This window comes from Sterolibacterium denitrificans (genome assembly GCF_900174485.1).
GTDB classification, from domain to species: Bacteria; Pseudomonadota; Gammaproteobacteria; order Burkholderiales; family Rhodocyclaceae; genus Sterolibacterium; species Sterolibacterium denitrificans.
This window is the reverse complement of the sequence record NZ_LT837803.1, coordinates 379,411-403,029: the sequence shown is the minus strand read 5'-3', so window position 1 is coordinate 403,029 and position 23,619 is coordinate 379,411. Positions and strand designations below refer to the sequence as shown.

The following is a 23,619-nucleotide window of genomic DNA, read 5'->3' as shown; positions in this document are numbered from 1 at the left end:
CTCCTTTATTGTTTTACAGAAGGCTGGGGTTTGCGTACTCCTCCGACGTATTCGATCAGTTTCGCATTACCTTCTGGTGTACCTTGTGGCCCGCCGGGAACGGGCATTTCTACTTGCTTGCAACCCGCTGCTCCAGTACCCATACAACTGTGCATGCTATTGTTCGTCTTGTAGACCTCCCACAAATTGAGCAAAGTGGTAAACCCGACGTTGCCGCCAGTGGTAACAGAAACCGGGTCGTTATTGAAATAGTTGTACATAACTTGGTCTTTGTTTTTTTCCTCGACAACCTGGATGGCTTTCTGTGAATATGCTTCGGCATTTGCCGCCCCTGCCACGCCACGTATCGTCAAGTTTGGATTGGTGTAAGAATTGCCATTTTCGTCGAGACGGTTCGTAACAATCGTGAAACTGGCTTCCTGAATCAACGTTCCCCGGCTATGCCCGAGTGATGTGGTTTCCAGATCTCCCCGACTACGCAGTAGGTTGGCATACAGTTCCTGCCCGTTCGTATACCCCAGAAAGTTGGTCAGACCATAATCGGCCGAGGCGGTAATTTTTTCATAGGCGACACCCATCAGTTCCGAAAGCGTATTATTCGCTGGCGCAATGTGCATCAGGTACACAGTGGTTGGTTTTTCCTTGGTAATTTCGTCCGGCAGCGTATTCTGATACGCCAACTCGGCACCTCGCTTTTCATCGTTGAGGATACCGTTGATCGCGATGATCGTCCCGGCCGGCGCATTGGCGACATCTTCCTCAGTTGCCACGCTGAGAACCAGCAAGCTTGGGTCGTTTATGCAGGCTTTGCTTTCAGTATGGCATTCAACCTTGAGCAGAGTTGGTTTCTGCTGGAAGCGGGAGCGGTAAGCCTCATCGGAGAGTGTGGTGACGGCCTTGATCGTTTCCTGCTTGATGGACCGTTCCGCCTCGACAGTTTTTTCCAGCTTTTCTGTATCGATCCGTTCGGCCGCCGTGTGAGCCGTGGCAACGTCACGATTGAGGCTGGCAACAGTTTGCCAGGCATTTTTGACGGTGCGTTGAAGCTGTTCATCCTCATTGGTAAGGATGATCGCTGCGTCGCTGACGGCGGTACGGGTTTGCCCACTGTTACTTTCCGAATCCTTGGCGTTATTCAGTGCGTTGCTGAGAATGCCCTTGGTGATTCCATACTTGCCTTGGGTCAACATGTCGGTGCCGATGCCAAAGCCGCTGCTGCTGGCGCTGGCTTCCGCCCGGTTCTCGATGTCACTGGTGGTTAGCGTGGCGGTGGTCAGACGATTCTTTTGCTCTTCGATGGCCTTGTCCGAACTGGCAATCGCGGCACCTTTGAGGTCGGTGTTGCTCTTGACCGTGATGTCGAAGCCACCGTCGCCAGCCAAAATGCCCGATTGCTCGGCAACGCTGGCGTAGTTATTTTTCGCCTTGCTGTTATCGGATGAAATCGAGCCGCTGGCCATGCCTGGGCCAATAGGCACGCTGATGCTGAATCCGCTGCTGTGCTGCTGGCTGTCGTAGGTGCTGGTGTCCTGGAGGCTTTCGATGGTCAGATTGCCGCCGACGTCGGCAATGACCTGCGGGGCTTCGATGACCGCGCCCTTGAGTGTGGTGTCCCCGCCGGAAGCCAGGCTCGCCGTTTCGCCGGCACTGAGGCGTGCGTTCGTCCATGCCGTGTCCTGCCCATCGGCCCGGCCCGTGCCCTTGCTGGCCGCAACGCCCACGCTCAGGCCGGTCTGGGCGCCCAGGTTGAGGCTTACGCCCACGCTCGCGCTGCTGCTCGTGCTGTTCGATTGGCTGTGGCCGGTGTTGGCCGCGGCCAGCAGTTTGATCTCATCCTCGGCGAGCAGATGGACGTTGCGCCCGGCGGAGACGCTGCTGCCCTGCACGGTGATGTCGCTCTTCTCGCCGTTGCCCATGGCGAGGATCGTCACGTCGCCACCCGCTGCCACGGTGCTGCCTGCCGCCGTATCGCTGGTCTGGGTGCTCGTGCTCTGGCTCTTCGATGAACCCAGGCTGACGGCAAGCGATACGCCGCCGGCCTGATCCGCCAGATTGCCGCCTTCCACCGCCTGACCGGCCACCACGGCCTGATAGCCCTGATACCCGGCCAGTCCGGCGCTGGCGGCGGCCAGGGCCTGCATGCGACCATCGCGGGTGTCACCGGCGGCCTGGGTCACCTGCTGCACGGTCTGCACTGCCGAGATCACCGGACTGCCGAGGCTGACGGTCAGGCCGGACTGCTTGAACTGTTGTTCGACCCGGCTCTGGCTCGTCTCGCGGGCTGCCTCGATCTCCACCGCCTGTGCCGCGATGCTCACGTCGCCTTGCGGAGCCAGCACGTCCGAGCCCGTCTGCCGGTAATGCGCTCCGGCGAGTAGGGTCACATCGCCTTGCACGCTGCCCACGGTCGAGGCCGCCGCCGTTTGGCCGAGGCCCTGCTGGTCGATGCTCTGCTGCTGTGTGCCGATGGTGATGCCCAGGCCGCCGGTACTGAAGAGGCCGGACTTCTTCTCGTCCCTGAAGTGGCTTTCCGCCGTGGTTTCGGTGGCAGCCTCGATGGTCAGGTCGCGCCCGGCCGCGAGCGTGGTGCCGGCATCCGAAACCAGGTTGCTGCCGCGCACGGCCACATCGTTGCCTGCGGTCAGACTGAGCGTCTCGCCGGAGACGGCAGACAAGATTGCCGTGGTCTGATCGAGCGTGTCGCGGGTCGTGAGGGTCTTGCTGGAGAAGGCGCTGCTGCGGCCCGTGTGCTGGTGGGCTTCGTCGACCTGGACATTCGCCATACCCGCCGCGATCGTCAGATCCTGCCCGGCGGCCACGGCCAGCGCCCCGGCCTGGCTGCCCACCTCGGCGGCCCGGGCAGCGAGGTCTTGCCCGGCCGCAAGCCTCAAGTCGCCCTGGGTGGCGATCCGCGTGCCGACCTCCGCAGCCCTGGACTCGTCGCGCCGGTTGCCGGCATCCCAGACGATGCTCTGACTCTGGCCTTGCGTCACCGTGCCGAGTGTGAGATTGCGCTGCGCGATGAGCTGTGTCCGTCCCGCGCCCTGGTTCTGGATCGCGGCCGCGATCAGGTTCATGTCGCGCCTGGCGCTGGCCAGCAGCACACCCTCGGCAGCCGTGACGTACAGCCCGGCGATGCGTTCGACGTTGGTCTGGCTGCCCTGGGCGTTGTGCTGGCTGCGGGTGGTCGATTCGACAGTCAAATCCCGCCCGGCGCTGGCGAGCAGCGCTTCATTGGCGGCGATCAGGCCGCCGATATTGTCGAGGTCGGCGCGGGCGGCCACCTGAACCGTATTGCCCAGGATGCGGCCCTGCAGGTTATGGAGATTCTCCGCGTCGATGGCGACGAGCTGGCGTCCGGCAATCGTGCCGCCGTTGAACAGATCGCCGCTTAGATCGAGCCGGACGTCCTGCCCGGCGATCAAGGCGCCGCCCGCTTGCAGGTCGCCTTCCTGGAGGCGGACGTACACCTGGGGCACCAGCGCCTGGGTGGTGCTGCCATCGGCCAGGGTGACGTCCTGGGCCACCAGCCAGACGATGTCGCTGGTGAGCGCGGCCATCTGGGCGGCGGAGAGGGCTACGCCTGGGATCAGATCGTAGGCTTGGGCGAAGGTCAGGCCGTTGTCCATCAGGGCGGCGTATTGCGCCTCATCGTCGGCATGGCCCGCCAGGAAGCGCCGGCCGGTGAGCTGGGCGACCTGTTCGCGGATGAGTTTCTGTTCGTAGTAGCCATCGCCCAGGCGCTTTTGCGTGGTGGCCGGGTCGAGGGCGAGGGCGGCGAGCAGGTAGTCCGAGCTGAGCCAGGTGCGGTAGTCGGCAAAGGCCGGATCGGTTTCGATGAGGTAAGGGGCGGCCGGGTCGGGCGTGAGGCCGAACAGGCGGCTGTCCGGTACGCGGGTGTCGATGCCGCCGCTGCGCACCACGTCGGCCGGGTCGCTGGCATCGCTGCTGCCGGGCAGCAGAATTTGCACGATGGGAGTGGTGCCTGCCGCGCTGCTGACGGCTGCCGGGGCCTGGCCGAGGCGGGTGGTCGTCAGCGCGGCCAGCGTCGTGCCGCTGCTGGCCGGCGCGGTGTTTTGCAGATAGACCGTCGGCGTCAGGGAGATGGCCTGGATCGTCGGCGCGGGGAGATAGCCCGCCATGCTGCTGCCGGTGTTGTCGCGGCCCTTTTCATGATTGCGCCAGTAGCTGGTGACCGTGCCCGCATCCGTGATGACGCGCTCGCCGGCGACTTCGGTGTTGTTGAGCGTGCCGATCGTGCCGCTGAGGGTGCCGCCGGCGATGATGTGGCTCTTGTCGTTGTTGACGGTGTCCGCCGTGATGCGCAGGTCGCCGCCCGCGGTGATGCTGGCCGGGTCGGAGGTCTGCACCCGCGTTTCGGTGGTGGTGCGGGTGTAGCGATAGGCCGACCAGCTTTCATGGTTGCCTTCGGGGGTGTGGAGGTGGTCGGATTCGTCATTGTAGATATAGACGTCGGGCGCGTCCGGCGCGTAGCGGTTGGGCGAGCCCGCGCCCTGGTATTCGGTGATGCTTTGCGCGGCGAGGGTTTCGATGGCGGTGCTGAAGTCCTGGTTGGTGTTGTCGAGGGTGCGCGCCGCGATCTCCAGCGCGCCCATGGCTTCGATGCGGGCGCTGGCGTTGTTGAGGATTTCCGCCTGGCTCGTCGCGCGATGGCCGTCATCCAGGCTGCCGCCGATGGCGATGTCGCCGCCGCTGAAGAGGAGCGCATGGCCGCTGTTGTCGATGGCCAGCGCGCCGATGTCCAGGCGCTCGCGCGCGGCAATCACCGGGGCAATGTCGTCCTCGGCCCGGTTGTTGAGGGTGCTTGCGCCGATTGCCACGTGGTCGCCATAGATTCTGCCGGTGCCGAGGTTGTCCAGGGTCTGGCTGCGGAGCAGGGTTTCCCCGCCGTTGATGAGGCCGCGATTGGTCAGGGTATGGCCGTCGCCGGCCTGGAGATCGATCCGGGCGGCGCTGATCGTGCCGCCGGCCTGGTTGTCGAGCGTGGCCGCCCGGGCCGTGAGGCTGCCGGCGGCGGCCAGCAGGCCCTGGTTGCTCAGCGCGGCGGCCGTTTCCACGCTGGCGTTGCCGTTGGCGATGATCTGCCCCGTGTTCGCGAGACCGTGCCGCAGCGTGAGGTTCAGGTCGCCCTGGCTGAGTACGTTGCCATCGCCGCTCAACCCGGCGCCGTCGATGCGCAGTTGCCGGCCGGCGATGAGCGTGCCGCCGGTGTTGGCGATTGCGAGGGTTGGGTGGGCCGGCGCCGTTTCGGCAAATGGGTCGCGCAGCGTCAGGTCGTTGCCCGCGCTGATGAGGCCAGCGGCGTTGTCGATGAGGCCATCGCTGGTCAGCGTCGCGTCGCGATTGGCGCGAATGGCGCCGCCGGCGTTGTCGATGCGGGCCGCGTTCAAGACGATCGTTTCGCCTTCCAGGCCTTGGTCGTCGCTCTCATCCTCGCTCTGGGTGTGGGTATTGATGATGCCGGTGGCGCTGATACGCAGCGCCTGCCCCGAGCGCACCAGGCTTCGGGTGTTGTCCAGGACGCCGCTCAGGGTGATGTCCAGCGGGCCGGCCGCCTGGATTTGTCCACCCCGGTTGTCCAGGGCGCCGGCTTCGATGCTGGCCGCCGCATTGCCGATGATGGCGCCGCCGCTGGTGTTGTCGATGTCGCCGCGCGTGTCGAGCGAGAGGTTGCCCTGGGCGTAGATGATGCCCGTGTTCTGCACGTCGTCCTGCGCGTCGATCCGGATCCGCGTATCGCCGCCGCTGGCGATGTGGCCGGCGTTTTCCAGTCGGCCGTTCGCCGTGATGACGACATCGCCCACGCTCGCGTACATTTTGCCGGCATGGCGCACGCCGACGCCGGCTTCGCTGGCGATCAGGCTGATCTTGCCGGCATACATGCCGCCGAGCAGGGCCGTGTCGATCGCAAAGGTGGGCGCGGGCCCAATGCCGGCGATTGAACTCGAACCCGTCACCTGCGCATCGCCGCTGGCCGGATCCACGTCGATCTGGTTGGCGCCCGCCACGATCGCGAGCTGATGGGCCCAGAGGCCCGCATGGATTTGCACGGCGCGCGCCAGGATCTCGGTGTAATCGGCGCTGCCGGCATCCAGGCCCAGGCCGGTGATCGATACCGTGCCTTCCTGGACGCGATAGCCCGCCAGGCGGCCGCCGTCGAGGATCGGCTCGCCGGTGGTGAGCGTGGCGCGGTGGGCATTGATGAAGCCGCAGCCATCGCAGCTCACGCCGGCCGGGTTGGCGATGACGACCTGGGCGCGCGGGCCGGCGACTTCGAGGTAGCCCTGGAGCAGGCTGGGGTCGCTGGAATGGACTTCGTTCAGGATCACCCGGGCGCTGCCGGTGGCCAGCCAGGGGTTGCCTTGCACCCAGCCGCCCAGTTGGGTTTGCACGTTGGCATGGCTGTTGTTGAGGATCGCGCCTTGCGTCTGCACGTCGAATTGCTGGTAGGCGTTGCGCGAGACGCCGGCGGCGCTGGGGGTCTGGATGTTGACCAGGGACACGCCATTGAAGGCGTTGAGCACGGTCGGACGCTGGTTGCCCGGCGCGCCGGGATCCGCGACGATTTGCGCATGGGCCGCCGACACCAGCAGGCCACCCAGACAGCTCGCCCAGCCCAGGGCGCGCCAGACCAGGCGTGCGAGCGGCTTGAGCCTGGCCGACAGCCGGCGTGGATGTTTGCCCGAAGTCGCCACCGTCGTCGTCACGCTCCGGGCCTTGCCCCGGCTGGGCGCCGTTTCGGCCACCGCCATCAGCAGACCGCGCCTCTTGTTGAAAATGATCCGATAGCAATGTGCGTTCATGGTCTGCTCTCAGTCAGGGGAAGATTGGTCGGGGTATGCAACCGGGTGAGACTCGAACCACTCGCGCGCTTGCGCGGGCAGAACCGCCGAGCCTCGAAAATGCTTGATCCTGAAACCACGCTCGTTGCCCCGGTGGTAGAGCGTGCGCAGGCAGCGATTGGCGAAAAGCCGCCGCTTGAGCATCCGGCTCATGGCTTGCGTGTGGCCGAACGGCGCGACCCAATCGAGCAGCCACTGGCGGTCGCCGCAATTCCAGTCGGCTTCGGGCATCGACAGCGGGTTGTTGCTCAGGTAGCGTCGTTCGGCCTGCAGGTCGAAATTGGCCCATGAGAGGTAGAACACGGGCTTGTCCGCCTGACTGGCCAGAATGAACTGGCGGTGTTTGATCGCGGGCAGCAACAGCGTCGGCAGGGTATGCAGCGGGAAGTCGCGGTGCGATGCCGAGTGCATCCACAGCCACACGGCGCTGCCCAGGACTTCCGCCTCGTTCCAGCGCTGTTCGATCAGGCCCGGCGCGACGATGGCGATGGAAGGCGCATGTGCATTCATCCTCATCTCCTAGAACCAGGCGTTGATGTTGAAGCCGGCCACGCTGCTGGCGGTCCGGAAGCCGGCGGGCTTGCTGATCGGTTTGCCGATGAACAGGTCGTAGGAAAAATTTTTGACCGTGCCACGCAAACCCAGTACGGCGCCGCTCAAGTGTTTGCCCAGCAGGAGATCGCTGCTGGGGCCGGCGACCTGGCCATGGTCGATGCCGACATAGAAGGCCTGGCCGCTTTGGCCCAGGACGACGGCGAGGTCGTTGCGCAGCAGCCAGCCGCGTTCGGCCAGAAGCTGGCTTTCGCCATCGAAGCCGCGCACGCTGTAGCGCCCGCCGATGGCGAAGCGGTCTTGTGGGACCAGGGGCGTTTTGTGCCACTGTCCGCGCCAGGTGCCGGTGTAGATCCATGCCTGGCCGGCCTGCCTGAAAGGGAGGCTGAGTTGCGTATCGGCGGTGATGATTTGGGGACGCGCCGTGCCTTCGCCGAAGATTTCCTCGGGCGCCGCCCGGGATTCCCCTGCGCCGGTGCCGCGGCGGTAGTCGAGGTTCGTATCCAGCGTGGCGTCGCCGATGAAGGCCCGATGGGAGAGCGTCATGGCCCAGCCCGCCATGCGGCGGCGCTGCACCAGCACTTCGGTGTCGTCGATGTGATTGCTGGAGGCGCGTGTCCAGCCGCGCAGGGCGGCCGTGGTTTTGCCGGTGGTGTTGCGGTGAACCACGCGCGAGAGCCTGATTTCGCCGTTCCGGCTGGTGCCGCTGTAGAGATAGGTTTGGCTGGCGCCGGCAACCGACTGGTGGTAGCGGTGGCGGCTCGTGGTCAGGCCCAGCAGCCAGTAGCCCATCGGCACGGCGTAGTGCGCCGTGTAGCCGCGGGTGCCGTAAGGCCCCGTGCCCGCGCCGCTTTTACCCAGATCGTGATCGAGGCTGAGGTAGAACAGGTCGTTGAGCGTCCACCAGTGGTCATAGGCAAGCGTCACGCTGCCCTGGTACTTGCCCGTGGCTTGGGTGCCGGCATCGTCGGCGGACAGGCTGAGACGCAAGGGGAAATCCTGTTTCCAGTGGATGATGACGTCGCTCTGCCCAGGCGCGGCGCCAATGCCTTCCGCCGCGCGGAGTTCGATACTGGCTTCCACGCTGGGCACTCTCTTGAAGTTTTCGAGGGCCTGCTCGATGTCGCGCAGGTTCAGGAGATCGCCCGGTTGCACGGGAAAGGCGTTCCACTGCGTCGCGCGCGGGCCGCTGCTTTCCGGCGCGAATTCGATGCGGCGAATCCGGCCCGGGAACAGGCTGAGTTCGAGCGTGCCCACCGACAGATGCGCTTGCGGCCCGGCCAGCACTTGCGCCAGCGTGTATCCCTTGGCAATCAGCACATTCTGGATGCGCCGCATCAGCAGATTCACGCCCCGGGAGCCCAGGCAGCGGTTGACCGCCGGATCCGGTGTGCCATCCGCCAGCCGGTGCGCATCGGCTAGCGCCCATTGGAATTGCTCGGCCGCATCGCCGCTCAGGTGGATGCGCTCGATGACGATGCAATTTGCTTCGCCGTCGGGCAGGTGCTCCATGCCCTGAGCCGCTTCGGGTTGCGGCAGGCGCACATCCGGCGCGCGTTCCTGCCGTTCGCGCAGGACGCGCTCGCGTTCCTGTTGACGCAAGAGCTCGTCGGCAGGCGAAGGCAATGATTGGGCCAGGGCCGGGCCGGCCATGAGGAACAGGAGCGCGGCCAGGGCAAGCCGCGACCTCGCGCAAGTCGATGGAGGCGCTGCGGCCGGAGAAAAAGAGGGAGGGTGAAGGCGGGAATCGGCGGGTGGTGCTGGTACGGCTATGCCATTCTGCGGGGAAAAGGTTTCGACTTCCTGGGATGCGTCCTGCATGCAGCGTTCTTCTTGAAGGTGGATTTCATGAAGAACGGATTATGTCATTGTAGTTATGTCGGTAGCAAGTAGTTATCCCAGAAGAATTTCATGCGCAGCCGTTGCGTGAAGTCAGAGCTTGAAGCGCGCCACCGAATTCGACAGTTCGCCGGAGAGTTCCTGCAACTGGCCGGCGGCGGTGTTGGCGCGGGTCACGGCATCCAGGTTCTGATCGGCCAGTTGCGCCATTTTTTCGACACTGCGGGAAATTTCGGTCGTCGCCAGATGTTGTTCGCCGACCGAGGCGGCGATGCCGTCGACACCATCGGCCGCCTGGGCGGTGACCGCGTCGGCCTGATTCAGCAGGTCGACGGCATGCTGCGTATGCTGCTTGCTGCTTTCGAGCGACTGCAGGCCCTTGCGTATGGCCTCCATCACTTCTTCGGAATGTTCGGTGAGGGTGCGATTGACCGCATCGATTTCATTCACCGAATGGCTGGATTTCTCGGCCAGTTTGCGCACCTCGTCGGCGACCACGGCGAAACCACGGCCCTGCTCGCCGGCGCGCGCGGCTTCGATCGCCGCATTCAGCGCCAGCAGGTTGGTCTGATCGGCGATTTCGCGCACCTGCTGGGTCATGCCGCTGATCGCCCGGCTGGCATCGACGAATTCCTGGAAGGTGGCCGCAATGGCGCCGACCGTCTGGTCGAGGAGGGCGATTTCTTCCGACAGCTTGTGCATGTTCTCGCTGCTCTCGCGCGTCATCGAGCGGCTGGCGCCGGCCAGCTTGCGGATGTCCTGGGCGCTGCGCGCGACGGATTCGATGCTTGCCGAAACCTGCTCCAGCGAAGTGGCGGCCTCGCTTGCCATCGACGACTGGCGCGTCGAGTATTCCGTCACGTTGCCTGCCGCAATCACCAGACTGCCGGAGGATGCGCCGAGGGCGTCGGCCACCTTGCGCACCGAGGATGCCATGCCTGACAGGCCGTCCTTCATCTGCTGCAAGGTGCGCAGCAGGTTGCCGGTTTCGTCGCTGGCGGCGACCTGCACGCTGGAACCCAGATCGCCCGCGGCGACGGCCGAAGCCACTTTGCCCGCATATTCCAGGGGACGGGTGATGCTGCGCGTGATCCACAGCGCCATGGCAATCGCCAGCAGTACCGCCAGCACGGTGGCGGCGACGAAAACCAGCATGGTGCGCTGGAAGGTGGTGCGCGCCTCGGCCACCATGGCGACATTCTGCTTTTCCTGAAAATCGATCATCGCCTGGATCGAGTCATGCCATTCGTTCTGCAGCGGTTGCACGGTTTCCTTGAGGACTCTTGCCGCTTCGCCAAACGACTCCGGCGTGGCCAGTGACATCGCATTGTCGTTTGCCTGCTGTGTCGGCTGGCGATGGGTTTCGATCTCGGCGTAAATGCGGCGTTCGTCGGCGCTACGCAGCAGCCTGCCCATTTCCTCGTAGCTGGCCAGGTAGTCCTCGCGCGCCTTGGCGATACGCTTCTGCTGCGCCTGCACGAATTTGGGCGCGTCCTGGTAAAGCAGGACGTTGCGCACCGAACGCATGACCACGTTGAGGTTTTCGCGCATGTCCTGCGCCAGCGAGAGCTTGCGGTTGTTCTCATTCACCGAAACGTCGAACTCATGGGACAGGCCGTGCATCGCCTTGTAGCCGAAGCCGGCGAGGACGAGCAGGAAGACCACCACGACCATGAAGGCGGAAAACAGGCGCGGGCCTATCTTGATGGAATTGAGCATCGGAATTTCCTGGAATTTGTCTGGTGAGCGATGTGGCGTGTGAATTTCTCGCCGGCCAGCGGGTGCGCGTGTACCGCGTATGGCGTGTGTCTCAGCGGTCCTTGAAAGTCACCAGCGCGTCTATGGTTTCGGCCGCGCCGGGCTCGTACTTCCAGCGCACCAGGGCGCGCTTCACCGCTTTCTCGAAATAGCCCTTGGGATTGGCTTCGAGGATGTCGACATTGGTCACCGAGCCGTCGGCCGCGACGCTCAGACGCGCCTTGACGCTGCCGCTGTCGACGCCGTCATCGAGCGCATCGCTGGGGAAGGCCGGCGCTTCCCTGGAAATCGCCTTGCGGGCGTTTTGGGCGTGTGCCGGCGCCGGCGTCATCATGGTCAGTGTCGCAAGCAATGCGGCCATCAGGGCAACCACGGTCAGTGGCTTCGTTCCCGCCTTGCGGCCGGGATGGCTGTGCTGGATTGCTGAAATCATGTTCCATTCCATCTGGTATATGCAGAAATGCGAGCGGCGATTATTGATCAGGTTTTCGTGACCGGTCAAGGAACCGGGGCACGCCGCCGCGCAATCATGCTCATGCAGCATGGCGCAGGTTGCACGCTGCGCTGCAGCGCTTCAGTCGATGAGATGGAGATTGCCCGCCAGGCACCAGATCGCCTCGTCCTCGCAGTTCTGCGGCTTGAGGGTCAGATCCCGCATCAGGTACCAGCGCCACGGCGGGGCATTGCCGCTGGCGTGGTCGATGTAGTCGCCGGTCAGCGTGCCGGCGTAATCCTGGCGGCCGGCCAGGCGCGTGCCGGCGATCGCGCCGCCGCCGTCGCATTCGGCGCGGCGACCGGCGTAATCCGGATTGAAGCCGCGTACTTCCCTGCTTTCACTCATCTTGCCGCTCCACAGCTTAGTCAACGACCGGTGAATACCGGCTTCCTGCGTTCCTTGTAGGCGCGCGGGCCTTCCTGCGCGTCCTCGGACCGGCTGACTTTCTGGAACAGCGCGTTTTCGAGCACGAAGCCGGGCTCCATGTCGGCGGCGCGCACCATGACCTCCTTCGCCGTCTGCACCGCCAGCGGCGCGTTTTCGGCGACGACCTCGGCGAGCTTCATGGCTTCCTCGAAAGCCTCTGCGGGCGTGTCGACGAGGCGGTTCACCAGGCCGACTTCATAGGCGCGCTGCGCCGAAATCGGGCGGCCGGTGAGCACCAGTTCCATCGCCATGTTCCACGGCACGGCGCGCGGCAGGCGGATGTGCGAGCCGCCGGCCGGGATCATGCCCCACTTCACTTCGCCGAGCGCGAAGCTGGCGTTCTTCGAGGCCACGCACATGTCGGCGCCGAGGATCAATTCGAGGGTGGCGAAGCCGTTCACCGCGGTGATGATGGGCTTGAAGATGTCGCTATAGACGCGCTTGGTCGGGTCGGCGTTGATCTTGAAGCGGCCGGAGTTGATCGCCGGGATCAGCGTTTCCAGGTCGCCGCCGGCACTCCAGGCCTTGTCGCCGGTGCTGCGGAAGACCGCCACGCGCAATGCCGGATCCTGGTTGAAATCGGCGAAGCAGGCGTAGAGCGCGTCGACCATCTCCGGCGTGAAGCAGTTGCGCGCTTCCGGACGGTTGAAGGTCATGATGGCGATCGCGCCGCGCTTTTCGTAGAGGAAATGTTCCATGCCGGGCATTGCTGTACTCCTGAAGAATGATTGGGTAGACGTCAAACAGTTTCAGATTCTGTCATTCCCGCGCAGGCGGGAATCCAGTCGTGGCGTAGAACCATGGATTCCCGCCTGCGCGGGAATGACGGTGTCTCGGATTGGACGTGCCTGTTTCTGCTTCGGGCCTCAGGCGCGTTTGAACTTCGGCAGCGTGACTTCGTCGCTGATCTGCTCGAAGGTCACCTGCACCGGCAGGCCGCGCTGGAGTTCATGAGGCGGGCAGTCGATCACCCAGCTCACCATGCGCACGCCCTCCTCCAGCTCGATCATCGCCGGCGCGTAGGGTGCCTGGTTGGCGAAAGCCGGGTGCATGGGGCGCTCGACCACCGTCCAGGTGAACAGCTTGCCGCGTCCCGACGAGCGTTCCCATTTCCATTCCCAGGAGCCGCATTCAGAACACATCAGGCGCGGCACGTGGCGCCACTGGCCGCAGCCGCCGCACTTCTGGAAGCGCAGCTCGCCGTTGCGGCAGAACTCGTAGAATTCCTTCGTCATGCCTTCCAGAACGGGCATGGGTTGGTCGTTGGTAGTCATCGTTTTCTCCTGATTCTTCATTCCGCGCCGAGGATGGCCATGCAGCCGTCGCCGAAATCGCCGAAGCCGGTGACGATGCCGACCTTCGCGTCCTTGACCTGGCGCGCGCCACATTCACCGCGCAATTGCTTCACCGCTTCGACGTAGTGGTTCATGCCGAGAATGTGCGCTTCCGACAGCAGGCCGCCGTGGGTGTTCACCGGCAGTTCGCCGCCGGGTTCGATCCGGCCATTGCTGACGAAATCGCCGCCCTCGCCGCGCTGGCAGAAGCCCATTTCCTCGAGCTGCTGAATCACCTGGAAGGTGAAGGGGTCGTAGATTTCGGCGAAGTCGACGTCCCTGGGCGTCAGGCCGGCCATGCCGAAGGCGCGCTTCGCGGCATCGGTGGCGCCGAGATGGAACACGTCCTTGCGCGTGACGATGTCGTCCGCCGGATAGGGCTGGCCCTGGGCGATGCCGAGCAGATGCACCGGCTTGCCGGGCAGGTCGCGCGCGCGCTCCTTGGTCGTAACCACGAAAGCGCAGCCGCCATCGGCTTCCAGCGAGCAGTCGTAAAGGCGGTAGGGATCGGAGATCACCGGCGCGGCCAGATAGGCTTCCATGGTGAGCGGCTTGTCGCGCAGCAAGGCGTTCGGATTGAGCGCCGCGTGCTTCCTTTGCGCGACGGCGACGGCGCCGAGATGCTCCTGTTTCGTGCCGAATTCCATCATGTGCAGGCGGGCAATCATCGAGAACCATTGCACCGGCGCGGTGAGGCCGTGCGGGAAATAATAGTCGCGTGCATTGACGCCGCCCGACATTGATTTCGGATCCTGCACCACGATCTGGCGCACGCGCCGGCCCGAGAAGCCATACCAGCCGCCGGTGATCAAACAGTAGTTGGCCAGCCCCGACGTGACGGCGTTCGCCGCGTTGGCGATGGAGGCTCCCGGCCCGGCGCCGCCGACGTGCGAGGTGGCCTGGTACGAAAGATCGCGGATGCCGAGATTGACCGCGAACTCCTCGGCGATGCTCAGACCGAAGAACGGCAGGATGCCGTCGATGTCGCGGTTCTTCAGGCCGGCATCGCGGATCGCCGCCTCGGCCGCCTGCAGCTCGACGCGCAGCGGCTGGCTCGGGTCTGCCGAGCCGCGCACGAAGGGCGTCTGGCCGATGCCGACGATGCAGACTTCGTTACACAATGCACTCATGAAACAAATTCCTCCGGGTTGTATTCCTGCTTGATCGCTAACGAGTCGTCCCCGCGAAGGCGGGGACCCATGGTGGGCGCTGAACCATGGATTCCCGCTTGCGCGGGAATGACGGAGCGTCGTCTCGACCCATCATTGATTGCATCAGAAGATCACCTGCTGCTCGACCAGCCGCGCGTACTCGGCGGTGGACAGGCCGAGGATTTCGCGGCAGACGCGTTCGTTGTCCTGGCCCATCGCCGGGCCGGTGCCCAGCGGCGGTGCGGCATGGGCCGTCTTCACGTAGTGGCCGTAGACCGTCTCCCTGAAGCCGAGCGGGTGGTCGACTTCGACGAAGGTCTGGCGCGCGCGCCAGTGCGGGTCACTCAGCAGGTCGGCGATGTTGAGCACGGGTGCCGCGGCCACGCCCGCCGCCTGCAGGCGTGCGGCGAGCGTGTAGTCGTCGTGGCGTGCCGTCCACTCGCCGAGCGCGGCGTGCAGCGCATCGACGTGTTCGATGCGACCGACGCGATCGGCATAGCGTGCGTCCGCTGCCCAGGCGCATCCGTCCGCCGCCAGCACGCCGGCGAGCGCCTGCCACTCGGCATCCTCATGCACGGCGATGCTGATCCAGCGGTCGTCGCCGGCGCAGGGAAACACGCCATGCGGCGCCGCGGCATGTTGTGGATGGCGGTTGCCGATCGGCGCGGCGATGCGGCCGTTGAAGCCGAAGTCCATGAAGGCCGGCCCCATCAACTGCATCACGCCTTCCTGCTGCGACATGTCGACGTGCATGCCGCGGCCGTTGCGCTTGCGGTAGTTGAGGGCGAGCACCGCGGCGAAGGCGCCGATGACGCCGCCGAGCGGATCGGCGAAGGCGTTTTCCATCGGGATGGGCGGGCCGTCGCGGTAGCCGGTGACGCTGTCCAGCCCGGTGATGCTGGACAGGCTCATGCCGTAGGTGCGCACGTGGGAGAGCGATCCGCTCAGGCCGGCGGCGGGCATCGAGATCAGCAGGATGTCCGGACGCAGTTCCTTGAGATGGCCGTAGCCGAGGTGCAGCTTCTTCATCACGCCGGGGCCGAAGTTTTCCAGCACCAGGTCGCAGCGCGCCGCCAGCTCGCGCGCCAGGCGCTGGCCTTCGGCGAGCTTGAGGTTGAAGGTGACGCTGCCGTTACCGGCCCAGGCCGCGTGATTCTGCAGGCTGCAGTCGGGATCCTTGTCGTGGCCGGTAGCGAAGGGCGGGATCGTGCGGTTGATGTCGACGCGTGCGTGCGATTCGATCTTGTAGACCTCGGCGCCGAGACGGGCGAGCGTCTGCCCGGCGACCGGGCCGAGCCAGCCCCAGCCGAAGTTGGCGACGCGGATGCCGGCGAGCGGGAGTTTGCGGGTCATGTCGTGATTCCTCCGTCGCTCAGATCGTGCCGGCGCGTTCCAGCGCGGCGATTTCCGCCGCGCCCAGGCCGAGCCGCTCGCGGAACACGTCGGCGTTGTGCTGGCCGAGCAGCGGCGCCGCCTCGCGCGGCCCGCCCGGCGCATCGGGCAAGCGCACCGGCGCGCCGAGCGTGACGGCGCGGCCGATCACCGGATGTTCGAGTTCGACGAGGTAGCCGCGTTCGCGCAGATGCGGATGATCGCCGGCATCGCGGATGTCATACACGGCGGTCGACGGACAGCCGTGCTGCTGGCACAGATCCATGATCTCCTGCTTGGTGTGCGCGCGCAGCCATTCGTCCATCATCGAATAGATCAGGTCGGCATTCTGCGCGCGCTCGAACATGTCGTCGAACAGATCGAGCCGCGCCCACTCGGGATCGCCCATGGCGCGCACCAGGCCGCGCCACTGGCCCTTCTCCAGCGCCAGCATCCAGACGTAGCCGTCCTTGCAGGGCAGGATGGTGGCCGGCGCGGCCAGCGGCATGCCGACGCCCGTGCGCTTGCCGACGTAGCCGTTCTGCGCACAGGCGCCGATGTTCTGGCCGCCGACGAACAGCGCGGCGACGGCCTCGGCGCAGGAGACGTCGATGTGTTCGCCGCCGCTCTGCTCGACGCCGAACACCGCCGCCATGCCCCAGGTCGCGGCGACGTAGGCGCCGAAATAGTCGGCGGCATGCGTGCCCTGCTCCAGCGGCGCCTCGCCCATGCGGCCGCAGTAGCGGCTGCCGGCGCCGGTCAGGTGGAAGGCGTTGAGATCGTAGCCCTTCCAGTCTGCGTACGGCCCGCTCTGGCCAAAGGGCGTGAGCGAAATCATGATGAGTTCGGGCTTGATGGCGGCGAGCGTGGCGTAATCGAGCCCCCAGGCCTTCATCCGCGCCGGCGCGTTGTTCTCGATCAGCACGTCGACGTCCGCGAGCAACGCCTTGACGATCTCCTGGCCGCGCGTGGTGCCGAGGTCGAGGGTGATGCCCTGCTTGCTGGTGTTGAGGCAGAAGTAGGTGCCGCTCTTCTCCAGGTGCGGCAGGTCGCCGGGATACGGCCCCCAGTGACGCGTGACGTCGCCGCAGCCGGGCTTTTCGACCTTCAGCACCTCGGCGCCGTAGTCGGCGAACAGCTTGGCGCAGAAGGCCGCCGAGACGCCTTCGCCGAGTTCGAGGACGCGCACGCCATGCAGTGCCGCGAGGGTCGTCATACCGCGCTCCGCTCGATGCCCGCCGCATGGCGCGCGGCGATGTAGCCGAAGGCCATCGCCGGGCCGATGGTGCAGCCGGGACCGGGATAGGTCGCGCCCATCACCGAGGCCGAATTGTTGCCGACGCAGTAGAGCCCCTTGATGATCCGGCCGTCGGTCGTCTTGACGCGGGCAAACTCGTCGGTCACCAGGCCGCCCTTGGTGCCCAGGTCGCCGGCGACGACCTGCACCGCATAGTAGGGTGCCTGCTCGATGGGTGCCAGATTGGCATTGGGAGTGACGCTGGGGTCACCGAAATAGCGGTCATAGGCGCTCTGGCCGCGCCCGAATTCCACATCCTCGCCCTGGCGGGCGCTGTTGTTGAATTTGCTGACCGTGGCCGTGAGCGCGGCCGGCTCGATATTGAGCTGGCGCGCCAGCTCGGCCAGGGTGTCGGCCTTGCGGATATAGCCGCTGTCGAGCATCTCCTGCGGAATCTTCTGACCGGGGAAGAGGCTGGCGAAGACGTAGTTGTCGCGATAGCGCTGATCGAAGATGAACCAGCAGGGCACGTGGGGATTGTCCGGCGTGTGCAGGCGGTACATGGCCTGCACCACCTCGACATAGCTGGCCGATTCGTTGGTGAAGCGCTGGCCTTTCTGGTTGACCATGATGAGGCCGGGAAAGCCGCGCTCGGCGACATGGAAGAAGGGCGGCGAATTCGGCGGCAGGGAGGACGGCCCCCACCAGGCTTCATCCATCAGATCGATGGCCGCGCCGATGCGCATGCCGGCCTGGATGCCATCACCGGTATTGCCGTCGCTGGCAACGGTCCACTCGGTGGTGATGGGCTGCTTCTGGTATTTCAGGCGCATTTCGAGGTTGCGCGCGAAGCAGCCGGCGGCGAGCACGACGCCTTTCGTGGCGCGGATGGTCAGCGGCTGGCCGTCCTTCAGCACCTCGATGCCGACGACGCGGCCATTCTCGATGACCAGATCCTGCAACGGCGTGTCGAGCCAGAGCGGAATGCCGCGCTTCTTGAGCGACAGGCGCAGGCGGCCGATCAGCGCCTGGCCCATCATCAGCATCTTTTTGCCGCTCAGGTGTGCCGCGATCAGGCGCAGGCCGATGCGCAGCGCCGTCGCCTTGCCCTGCCAGGTGCGCTTCACCAGGCCGAGTTGCTTGTACTCGCCGGCGGTGAAGGACAGGCCGGCGGGCGTGGGAATCACCGGCGGGCGCAGGAAGGCGAGATCCTCGCCGAGCAGCTTGCCATCGAAGAGCTGCGGCTCGACCGCGCGTCCCTCGGCCTTGCCGCCGGGTTTTTCCGGGTAGTAGTCGGCATAACCCAGCATGTAGCTGCACTGCACGTCGGTCTCCTTTCCCAGCCAGGCAATCATGTCCACGGCATGGGTGAGGTAGGCGTCGCGCGAAGCCTGCGGGCTACGCTCGCCGACCGTCGCCTGCAGATAGGTGCGCGCCTCCTCGAATGAATCCGCCACGCCGGCGCGCTGCATCAGGTAGTTGTTGGGAATCCAGATGCCGCCGCCGGAGCGTGCCGTGGAGCCGCCGTAGTATTGCGTCTTCTCGACGATCAGCGCCCTGAGGCCGGCCTCGTGCGCCGCCAGCGCGGCGGTCATGCCGCCCGCGCCCGAGCCGACGATGACGATGTCGGTATCGAAAGTTTCTCCGCTCATGTTCCTCCCCCAGCCCTTGTCGTGTATGTGATGGCTATGTGTTGATGCTGGTTTATTGTGCCGCCAATAGTTGCTCGATGACGTCTGCAGCGATGCCGGCGGCGCCGAGTATCTCGCGCGTGTGCTGGCCCGGATCGGGTGGCAGGCTGCGCACGCTGCCCGGCGTGGCGGAAAACTTCGGCGCGATGCCGACCTGGCGGATCTTGCCGAACTCCGCGTCCTCCAGCTCGACGGCCATGCCGCGCGCCCGGTTGTGCGGATCGTCCAGCACTTCCTCGATGCCCAGCACCGGTGTGGCGCAAATGTCATCCGGGGCGAACTGCGCGAACCAGGCATCGCGCGGCTTTTCCTTCAGCTTGCGGCGCAGTATGGCAAACATCTCGGGAAACAGTCGGGCGTTGAACTGCTCCCTGGCGTACTGTTCCATGTCCAGTTGCTTGCACAGTCTGGCCCAGAACCACGGCTCCATGCAGCCGATAGCCAGCCACTTGCCGTCGGCGCATTCATACACGCTGTAGCAGGGCAGCGCGCCATTGAGGAAATACTCGCCCGGCCGCGGCGGCGTGCCGGAGGACAGGTAGTCGCAGACCGCCAGATTGGCCAGCGACAGCACGCCGTCGCTCATCGCCATGTCGATGTACTGGCCCTCGCCGCTGCTGTTGCGCGCCACCACGGCGGCGAGGATGGCGAAGGCGGCGAACAGGCCGCCGCCGGCATAGTCGCCGATGATGTTGACCGGAATCGTCGGCGGGCCGTCCTTCTGGCCGACCATGCCGAGCACGCCGCCGATGCTGATGTAGTTGAGGTCGTGGCCGACGTAATCGCGGTAGGGGCCGTTTTGGCCGTAGCCGCTGATCGAGCAGTAGATCAGGCGCGGATTGATTTCACGCAGCGTCTCGTAGTCGAGGCCGAGGCGCTTGGCGACGCCGGGGCGGAAGCCCTCGACGACGATGTCGGCATCCTCGATCAGCTTGAGGCAGGCGGCATGCGCCGCGGCGTCCTTCAGATCGAGCGCCACCGAACGCTTGTTGCGGCCGACCGGATTGTAGAGCCGCTCCTTACGGCCGATGCCCATCTCGGCACCCACGCTGCGGCCCTGCCCCGGCGGCTGTTCGACCACCACCACGTCCGCGCCGAGGTCGGCGAGCAGCATGGTGCAGTAAGGGCCGGGCGCATGCCGCGAGAGGTCGATGACCTTCAGTCCGCGCAGTGCTGTCATGAGCATTCCTTGGCTGGCGATGGACGGGCGGCTGCGAAAGCGTGTGTCGATTTGTCGATTCGCAGCCTGGCCATATTGCAGCCGGGCCGGAATATTGTCAAGCAACTTGACAATTATCAGGCGTGCGGACTATCCTCTTTCATCCTTTTTCCGTTTTCCCGCCGCCACTTCAGGAGATCTTCATGGCAAAGAAAGACCCGTTGCGCACCAAGCTTTGCGACATGCTCGGCATCGAGTACCCGATCGTCGCCTTCACGCATTGCAAGGATGTCGCCGCGGCCGTCATCAACTCCGGCGCCTTCGCCGTGCTCGGGCAGACCCAGAGCACTCCCGAGGAAATCGAGGCCAACGTGCGCTGGCTGAAGGAGCGCATCGGCGACAAGCCCTTCGGCATCGACCTGGTGTTCCCCGCTTCGGTACCGGCCAAGCAATCCATCGACGAGATGCTGGCGAAGATTCCCAGGGAGCAGCAGGACTACGCCAACGACATCGCCCGCCGCCACAACATTCCCGAGCCGAAAAAACGTCCGGAACTCTACGACCTCGGCTGGATGGAAAAGGAAACTTCCCACAAGCAGCTCGAAGTCGCGCTCGAACTGAAGGTGCCGGTGCTGGCCTCGGGCCTGGGCAATCCGGATTTCTTCATCCCCGCCGCCCATGCGCGCGGCATGCAGGTGTGGGGCCTGGTCGGCAAGCAGCGCCAGGCGAAGAAGGAACTCGAAGCCGGCGTCGATGTGATCGTCGCGCAGGGCATGGATGCGGCCGGCCACACCGGCAACGTCGGCACTTTCTCCATCGTGCCGCAGGTGCGCGCCATCGCCGGTGACGTGCCGGTGATCGCCGCCGGCGGCGTGACCACCGGCCGTCATCTGGCCGGCGCCATCGCGCTGGGCGCGGCCGGCGTGTGGACCGGCACGCTGTGGCTGGCCAGCCGCGAATCCGACGTCGACATGCGCATGAAGGAGCGCCTGATCGAAGCTACCTCCGACGACACCTCGCATTCCGCCTGCGTCTCCGGCTTCACCATGCGCACGCTGAAATCCAGGTGGCACGAGGAGTGGAGCAAGCCGGATGCGCCCAAGCCCGCCCCCGCGCCCTACCAGTTGCTGCTGTTCGCCAAGATGAAGCAGTCGGCCTTCGATTGGGACATCAAGGATTTCATGACCGAGGCGGCCGGCCAGGGCGTGGGCTTCATCGACTCGATGAAACCCGCGCGCAAGATCGTTTCCGACATGGTCGATGAAGCCTATGAGGCCTTCACCGAAATCTACGGCGACCTCGACTGAGCAGCGTGCAGCGGCGTATCGCGGAAGAGTGGCGCCCATGGGCTTCCACTTGCCATCCGCATGAAATAATCGTCATGTTGCCTGACTTGTGCCTATAATTTTCTCTGGCGTACGCAAACATTTGCCGGGAGATTTGATTCCAGTCGTCGTTCCACAATCACAATGTCATTGGGGGAGGTAACCATGGAATTCAAGCACCTGAAGGTTGTATTTTCCGTAGCCGCCATGCTGGGAGCCGCCGGCACCGTCCATGCCAAGGCAACGCCGGAGGAGCTCGCCCGGCTGGGCAATGATCTGACCTGCATGGGCGCCGAAAAGGCCGGCTCGCCCAGCGGCGTGGCCGAATTCACCGGCAAGTGGCTCGGCCCGGGCCCCGGCATGACCACCGAGATCGGCAAGCACCCGGTCGACCCGTATGCCAACGAGAAGCCGCTGTTCACCATCACCGCGCAGAATCTGGCGCAATACGCCGACAAGCTCTCGCCCGGCCAGCAGGCAATGTTCAAGAAGTACCCGAACACCTACAGGATGCACGTCTACCCCTCGCATCGCGATTTTCGCTACGAGGACTCGGTGTGCGCGACCGTGGCAAGGAATGGCGCGGAAACCGAACTTGCCGCCAGCGGCAAGACGCTCACCCATTACGGCATGGGCGTGATTCCCTTCCCCTTCCCGAAATCCGGGCTTGAGGCGGTGTGGAACGGCGTGTTCCCGACCATCGTCAACGTCGAGTTCCGCGACGAGGATGCCGCCGTGGTCTATCCGAACGGCAACATCACCTGGGGCCAGCAGCAGATGTGGCAGTACTGCCGCCGCAACGATCCGGCGCTGCGCGGCCAGAAGGCCGAGGGCATCGGCGCCTATGTGCGCCTGATCACCGTGATGCCCGAACGCAACAAGGGCGAAGTGGTGAAGACCCTGGACAACTTCACCATGGAAGAAGGCGCCCGCCTGGCCTGGCAGTACATCCCGGCGGTGCGCCGCGTGCGCCAGGCGCCGGGCTTCGGCTTCGACAGCCCGATTCCTTCGACCTCCAACACCGTGACCGTCGATGAAGTGCGCATGTACAACGGTTCGGCCGAGCGTTACAACTGGAAGCTGGTGGGCAAGAAGGAAATGTACATCCCGTACAACAACTTCAAGCTCGAAGGCAAGGCGGCGGGCGAGAACAAGTACGCCAACCTGCTCAAGCCCGGCCATGAGAATCCCGACTTCGTGCGCTGGGAGCTGCACCGCGTGCATGTGCTGGAAGGCAAGCTGAAGGAAGGCTACCGCCACCTCTATCCGACTCGCGTGCTGTATGCCGACGAGGATACCTGGCTGTTCGTGATGTCCGACATCTATGACGGCCAGGGCAAGCTGTGGCGCTACAACTGGATCAACAACTTCTACGCTCCCGGCCCGAAAGTGTTCGCCCAGGGCAACGCCTTCTACCATGACCTGTCTTCCGGCACCTACACGGCCTTCGACCTGCTGCAGGGCAAGGACAAGCATCTGGTCATCGACCAGCCGGGCGCCGAGTATGCCAAGCTCGACTTCTATTCGAACGACAACATGAAGGCCAGCGGCTACTGAGCCTCGGCCCGATCGCCGTACCTTGACCACGCCCCGTGCCTTCCCGCCCGGGGCGTTCTTTCTTCCTGCCAGAGGAGCACTCAGCATGGCCCAGCGTCCCGCCTATTTCGACAAATACAAGACCATCGCCTTCGAGCGCACCGACAGCGGCATCCTGACCATCCGCCTGCACAGCGATGGCGGGCCGGTGGTGTATGCCAGCAGCCACCACAACGACTGGGTGCATGCCTTCTTCGACATCAGCGCCGACCGCGACAACAAGGTGCTGATCATCACCGGCACCGGCGACGAGTTCATCGCCACCGAGCAGTGGGATCTGCCCTACGACAAGGTCGAGCACTGGGATCAGGTGTATTGGGAAGGCAAGCGCGTGCTGCAGAATCTGCTCGACATCGACATCCCGGTGATCGGCGCGATCAACGGCGCGGCGCATGTGCATGCGGAAATCGGCGTGCTTTCGGACATCACGCTCTGCTCGGAAAATGCCAGCTTCCGCGATCTGCCGCATGTGCCCGGCGGCGTGGTGCCTGGCGATGGCGTGCACGTCATCTGGCTGGAATTGCTCGGTCTGAACCGCGGCCGCTATTTTCTGCTGACCGGCCAGACGCTCTCGGCGCAGGAGGCGCTGGATCTCGGCGTGGTCAATGAGGTGGTGCCGCGCGACCAGTTGCTGGCGCGCGCCATGTCGCATGCCGAAAATCTGCTGAAAATGCCGGACATCGCGCGCCGCTATACCCGCATCGTGCTGACCAACCGCATGAAGCGGCTGATCCAGGAAGGCACCGGCTACGGTCTGGTGCTGGAAGGCGCGGGCATCCAGGACGCCCTGCAGAACATGACGGAAACCCGCAACAAGTGAA

At 64.9% G+C, this 23,619-nt stretch carries 16 protein-coding genes; 3 read left to right on the top strand and 13 right to left on the bottom strand.

What is annotated here, in order from left to right; genetic code table 11:
* Window positions 1–5 precede the first annotated feature (5 nt).
* The 13 genes from SDENCHOL_RS01740 to SDENCHOL_RS01680 form a co-directional block, all read right to left on the bottom strand.
* Window positions 6–6,824 carry a hemagglutinin repeat-containing protein gene (locus tag SDENCHOL_RS01740; protein ID WP_154715762.1) on the bottom strand — a complete coding sequence of 2,273 codons (6,819 nt, stop codon included), beginning with the start codon at window positions 6,822–6,824 and terminating at the stop codon, window positions 6–8.
* A 9-nt stretch (window positions 6,825–6,833) separates the two neighbouring features.
* Window positions 6,834–7,373 (bottom strand): toxin-activating lysine-acyltransferase, encoded by a 540-nt coding sequence (locus SDENCHOL_RS01735; protein ID WP_197706809.1) that lies wholly within the window; start codon window positions 7,371–7,373, stop codon window positions 6,834–6,836.
* A gap of 9 nt (window positions 7,374–7,382) precedes the next feature.
* A complete protein-coding gene (locus SDENCHOL_RS01730) occupies window positions 7,383–9,068 on the bottom strand; it encodes a ShlB/FhaC/HecB family hemolysin secretion/activation protein (RefSeq protein ID WP_067169353.1) in 1,686 nt (561 codons plus the stop codon).
* A gap of 279 nt (window positions 9,069–9,347) precedes the next feature.
* Complete coding sequence (locus tag SDENCHOL_RS01725; protein WP_067169349.1) at window positions 9,348–10,973, bottom strand: methyl-accepting chemotaxis protein; 1,626 nt, start codon at window positions 10,971–10,973, stop codon at window positions 9,348–9,350.
* Window positions 10,974–11,064: 91 nt separating this feature from the next.
* Window positions 11,065–11,445: a TonB family protein gene (locus SDENCHOL_RS01720; protein WP_160329876.1), complete on the bottom strand. Its 381-nt coding sequence runs from the start codon at window positions 11,443–11,445 to the stop codon at window positions 11,065–11,067.
* A 141-nt stretch (window positions 11,446–11,586) separates the two neighbouring features.
* Window positions 11,587–11,853, bottom strand: a complete 267-nt coding sequence (locus SDENCHOL_RS01715; RefSeq protein ID WP_067169343.1) for a hypothetical protein — start codon at window positions 11,851–11,853, stop codon at window positions 11,587–11,589.
* 20 nt (window positions 11,854–11,873) lie between these two features.
* Window positions 11,874–12,641 carry an enoyl-CoA hydratase/isomerase family protein gene (locus tag SDENCHOL_RS01710; RefSeq protein ID WP_067169338.1) on the bottom strand — a complete coding sequence of 256 codons (768 nt, stop codon included), beginning with the start codon at window positions 12,639–12,641 and terminating at the stop codon, window positions 11,874–11,876.
* Between the two features lie 159 nt (window positions 12,642–12,800).
* Entirely contained in the window at window positions 12,801–13,208 is a 408-nt protein-coding gene (locus SDENCHOL_RS01705; RefSeq protein WP_067169335.1) for a Zn-ribbon domain-containing OB-fold protein, read from the bottom strand.
* Between the two features lie 17 nt (window positions 13,209–13,225).
* A complete protein-coding gene (locus SDENCHOL_RS01700) occupies window positions 13,226–14,398 on the bottom strand; it encodes a thiolase C-terminal domain-containing protein (RefSeq protein WP_067169333.1) in 1,173 nt (390 codons plus the stop codon).
* 144 nt (window positions 14,399–14,542) lie between these two features.
* The gene (locus tag SDENCHOL_RS01695) at window positions 14,543–15,772 is read right to left on the bottom strand and encodes a CaiB/BaiF CoA transferase family protein (protein ID WP_067169330.1); all 1,230 of its coding nucleotides are present in this window, start codon (window positions 15,770–15,772) and stop codon (window positions 14,543–14,545) included.
* A gap of 19 nt (window positions 15,773–15,791) precedes the next feature.
* The gene (locus tag SDENCHOL_RS01690; RefSeq protein ID WP_154715760.1) at window positions 15,792–17,006 is read right to left on the bottom strand and encodes a CaiB/BaiF CoA transferase family protein; all 1,215 of its coding nucleotides are present in this window, start codon (window positions 17,004–17,006) and stop codon (window positions 15,792–15,794) included.
* Entirely contained in the window at window positions 17,003–18,679 is a 1,677-nt protein-coding gene (locus SDENCHOL_RS01685; RefSeq protein ID WP_067169324.1) for an FAD-dependent oxidoreductase, read from the bottom strand. The genes SDENCHOL_RS01690 and SDENCHOL_RS01685 overlap by 4 nt, the downstream gene beginning before the upstream one ends.
* Before the next feature lie 52 nt (window positions 18,680–18,731).
* A complete protein-coding gene (locus tag SDENCHOL_RS01680; protein WP_067169321.1) occupies window positions 18,732–19,898 on the bottom strand; it encodes a CaiB/BaiF CoA transferase family protein in 1,167 nt (388 codons plus the stop codon).
* A 182-nt stretch (window positions 19,899–20,080) separates the two neighbouring features.
* On the opposite strand from SDENCHOL_RS01680, the gene SDENCHOL_RS01675 reads away from it, so the two are divergent.
* From SDENCHOL_RS01675 to SDENCHOL_RS01665, 3 genes are all read left to right on the top strand, one after another.
* Window positions 20,081–21,184, top strand: a complete 1,104-nt coding sequence (locus SDENCHOL_RS01675) for an NAD(P)H-dependent flavin oxidoreductase (RefSeq protein WP_067169318.1) — start codon at window positions 20,081–20,083, stop codon at window positions 21,182–21,184.
* A 183-nt stretch (window positions 21,185–21,367) separates the two neighbouring features.
* The gene (locus SDENCHOL_RS01670) at window positions 21,368–22,759 is read left to right on the top strand and encodes a DUF1329 domain-containing protein (protein WP_154715759.1); all 1,392 of its coding nucleotides are present in this window, start codon (window positions 21,368–21,370) and stop codon (window positions 22,757–22,759) included.
* Between the two features lie 85 nt (window positions 22,760–22,844).
* On the top strand, window positions 22,845–23,618 hold the full coding sequence (locus SDENCHOL_RS01665; protein ID WP_067169312.1) for an enoyl-CoA hydratase/isomerase family protein: 774 nt from the start codon (window positions 22,845–22,847) through the stop codon (window positions 23,616–23,618).
* The last annotated feature ends 1 nt before the right edge of the window (window position 23,619 follow it).

Excerpts from the sequence above, each read along its gene's own strand:
- SDENCHOL_RS01740 (WP_154715762.1), bottom strand. The coding sequence starts at position 6,824 with ATGAACGCACATTGCTATCGGATCATTTTCAACAAGAGGCGCGGTCTG.
- SDENCHOL_RS01680 (WP_067169321.1), bottom strand. The coding sequence starts at position 19,898 with ATGACAGCACTGCGCGGACTGAAGGTCATCGACCTCTCGCGGCATGCG.
- SDENCHOL_RS01710 (WP_067169338.1), bottom strand. The coding sequence starts at position 12,641 with ATGCCCGGCATGGAACATTTCCTCTACGAAAAGCGCGGCGCGATCGCC.
- SDENCHOL_RS01705 (WP_067169335.1), bottom strand. The coding sequence starts at position 13,208 with ATGACTACCAACGACCAACCCATGCCCGTTCTGGAAGGCATGACGAAG.
- SDENCHOL_RS01685 (WP_067169324.1), bottom strand. The coding sequence starts at position 18,679 with ATGAGCGGAGAAACTTTCGATACCGACATCGTCATCGTCGGCTCGGGC.
- SDENCHOL_RS01735 (WP_197706809.1), bottom strand. The coding sequence starts at position 7,373 with ATGAATGCACATGCGCCTTCCATCGCCATCGTCGCGCCGGGCCTGATC.
- SDENCHOL_RS01675 (WP_067169318.1), top strand. The coding sequence starts at position 20,081 with ATGGCAAAGAAAGACCCGTTGCGCACCAAGCTTTGCGACATGCTCGGC.
- SDENCHOL_RS01700 (WP_067169333.1), bottom strand. The coding sequence starts at position 14,398 with ATGAGTGCATTGTGTAACGAAGTCTGCATCGTCGGCATCGGCCAGACG.
- SDENCHOL_RS01730 (WP_067169353.1), bottom strand. The coding sequence starts at position 9,068 with ATGGCCGGCCCGGCCCTGGCCCAATCATTGCCTTCGCCTGCCGACGAG.
- SDENCHOL_RS01720 (WP_160329876.1), bottom strand. The coding sequence starts at position 11,445 with ATGATTTCAGCAATCCAGCACAGCCATCCCGGCCGCAAGGCGGGAACG.
- SDENCHOL_RS01715 (WP_067169343.1), bottom strand. The coding sequence starts at position 11,853 with ATGAGTGAAAGCAGGGAAGTACGCGGCTTCAATCCGGATTACGCCGGT.
- SDENCHOL_RS01725 (WP_067169349.1), bottom strand. The coding sequence starts at position 10,973 with ATGCTCAATTCCATCAAGATAGGCCCGCGCCTGTTTTCCGCCTTCATG.
- SDENCHOL_RS01690 (WP_154715760.1), bottom strand. The coding sequence starts at position 17,006 with ATGACGACCCTCGCGGCACTGCATGGCGTGCGCGTCCTCGAACTCGGC.
- SDENCHOL_RS01695 (WP_067169330.1), bottom strand. The coding sequence starts at position 15,772 with ATGACCCGCAAACTCCCGCTCGCCGGCATCCGCGTCGCCAACTTCGGC.
- SDENCHOL_RS01665 (WP_067169312.1), top strand. The coding sequence starts at position 22,845 with ATGGCCCAGCGTCCCGCCTATTTCGACAAATACAAGACCATCGCCTTC.
- SDENCHOL_RS01670 (WP_154715759.1), top strand. The coding sequence starts at position 21,368 with ATGGAATTCAAGCACCTGAAGGTTGTATTTTCCGTAGCCGCCATGCTG.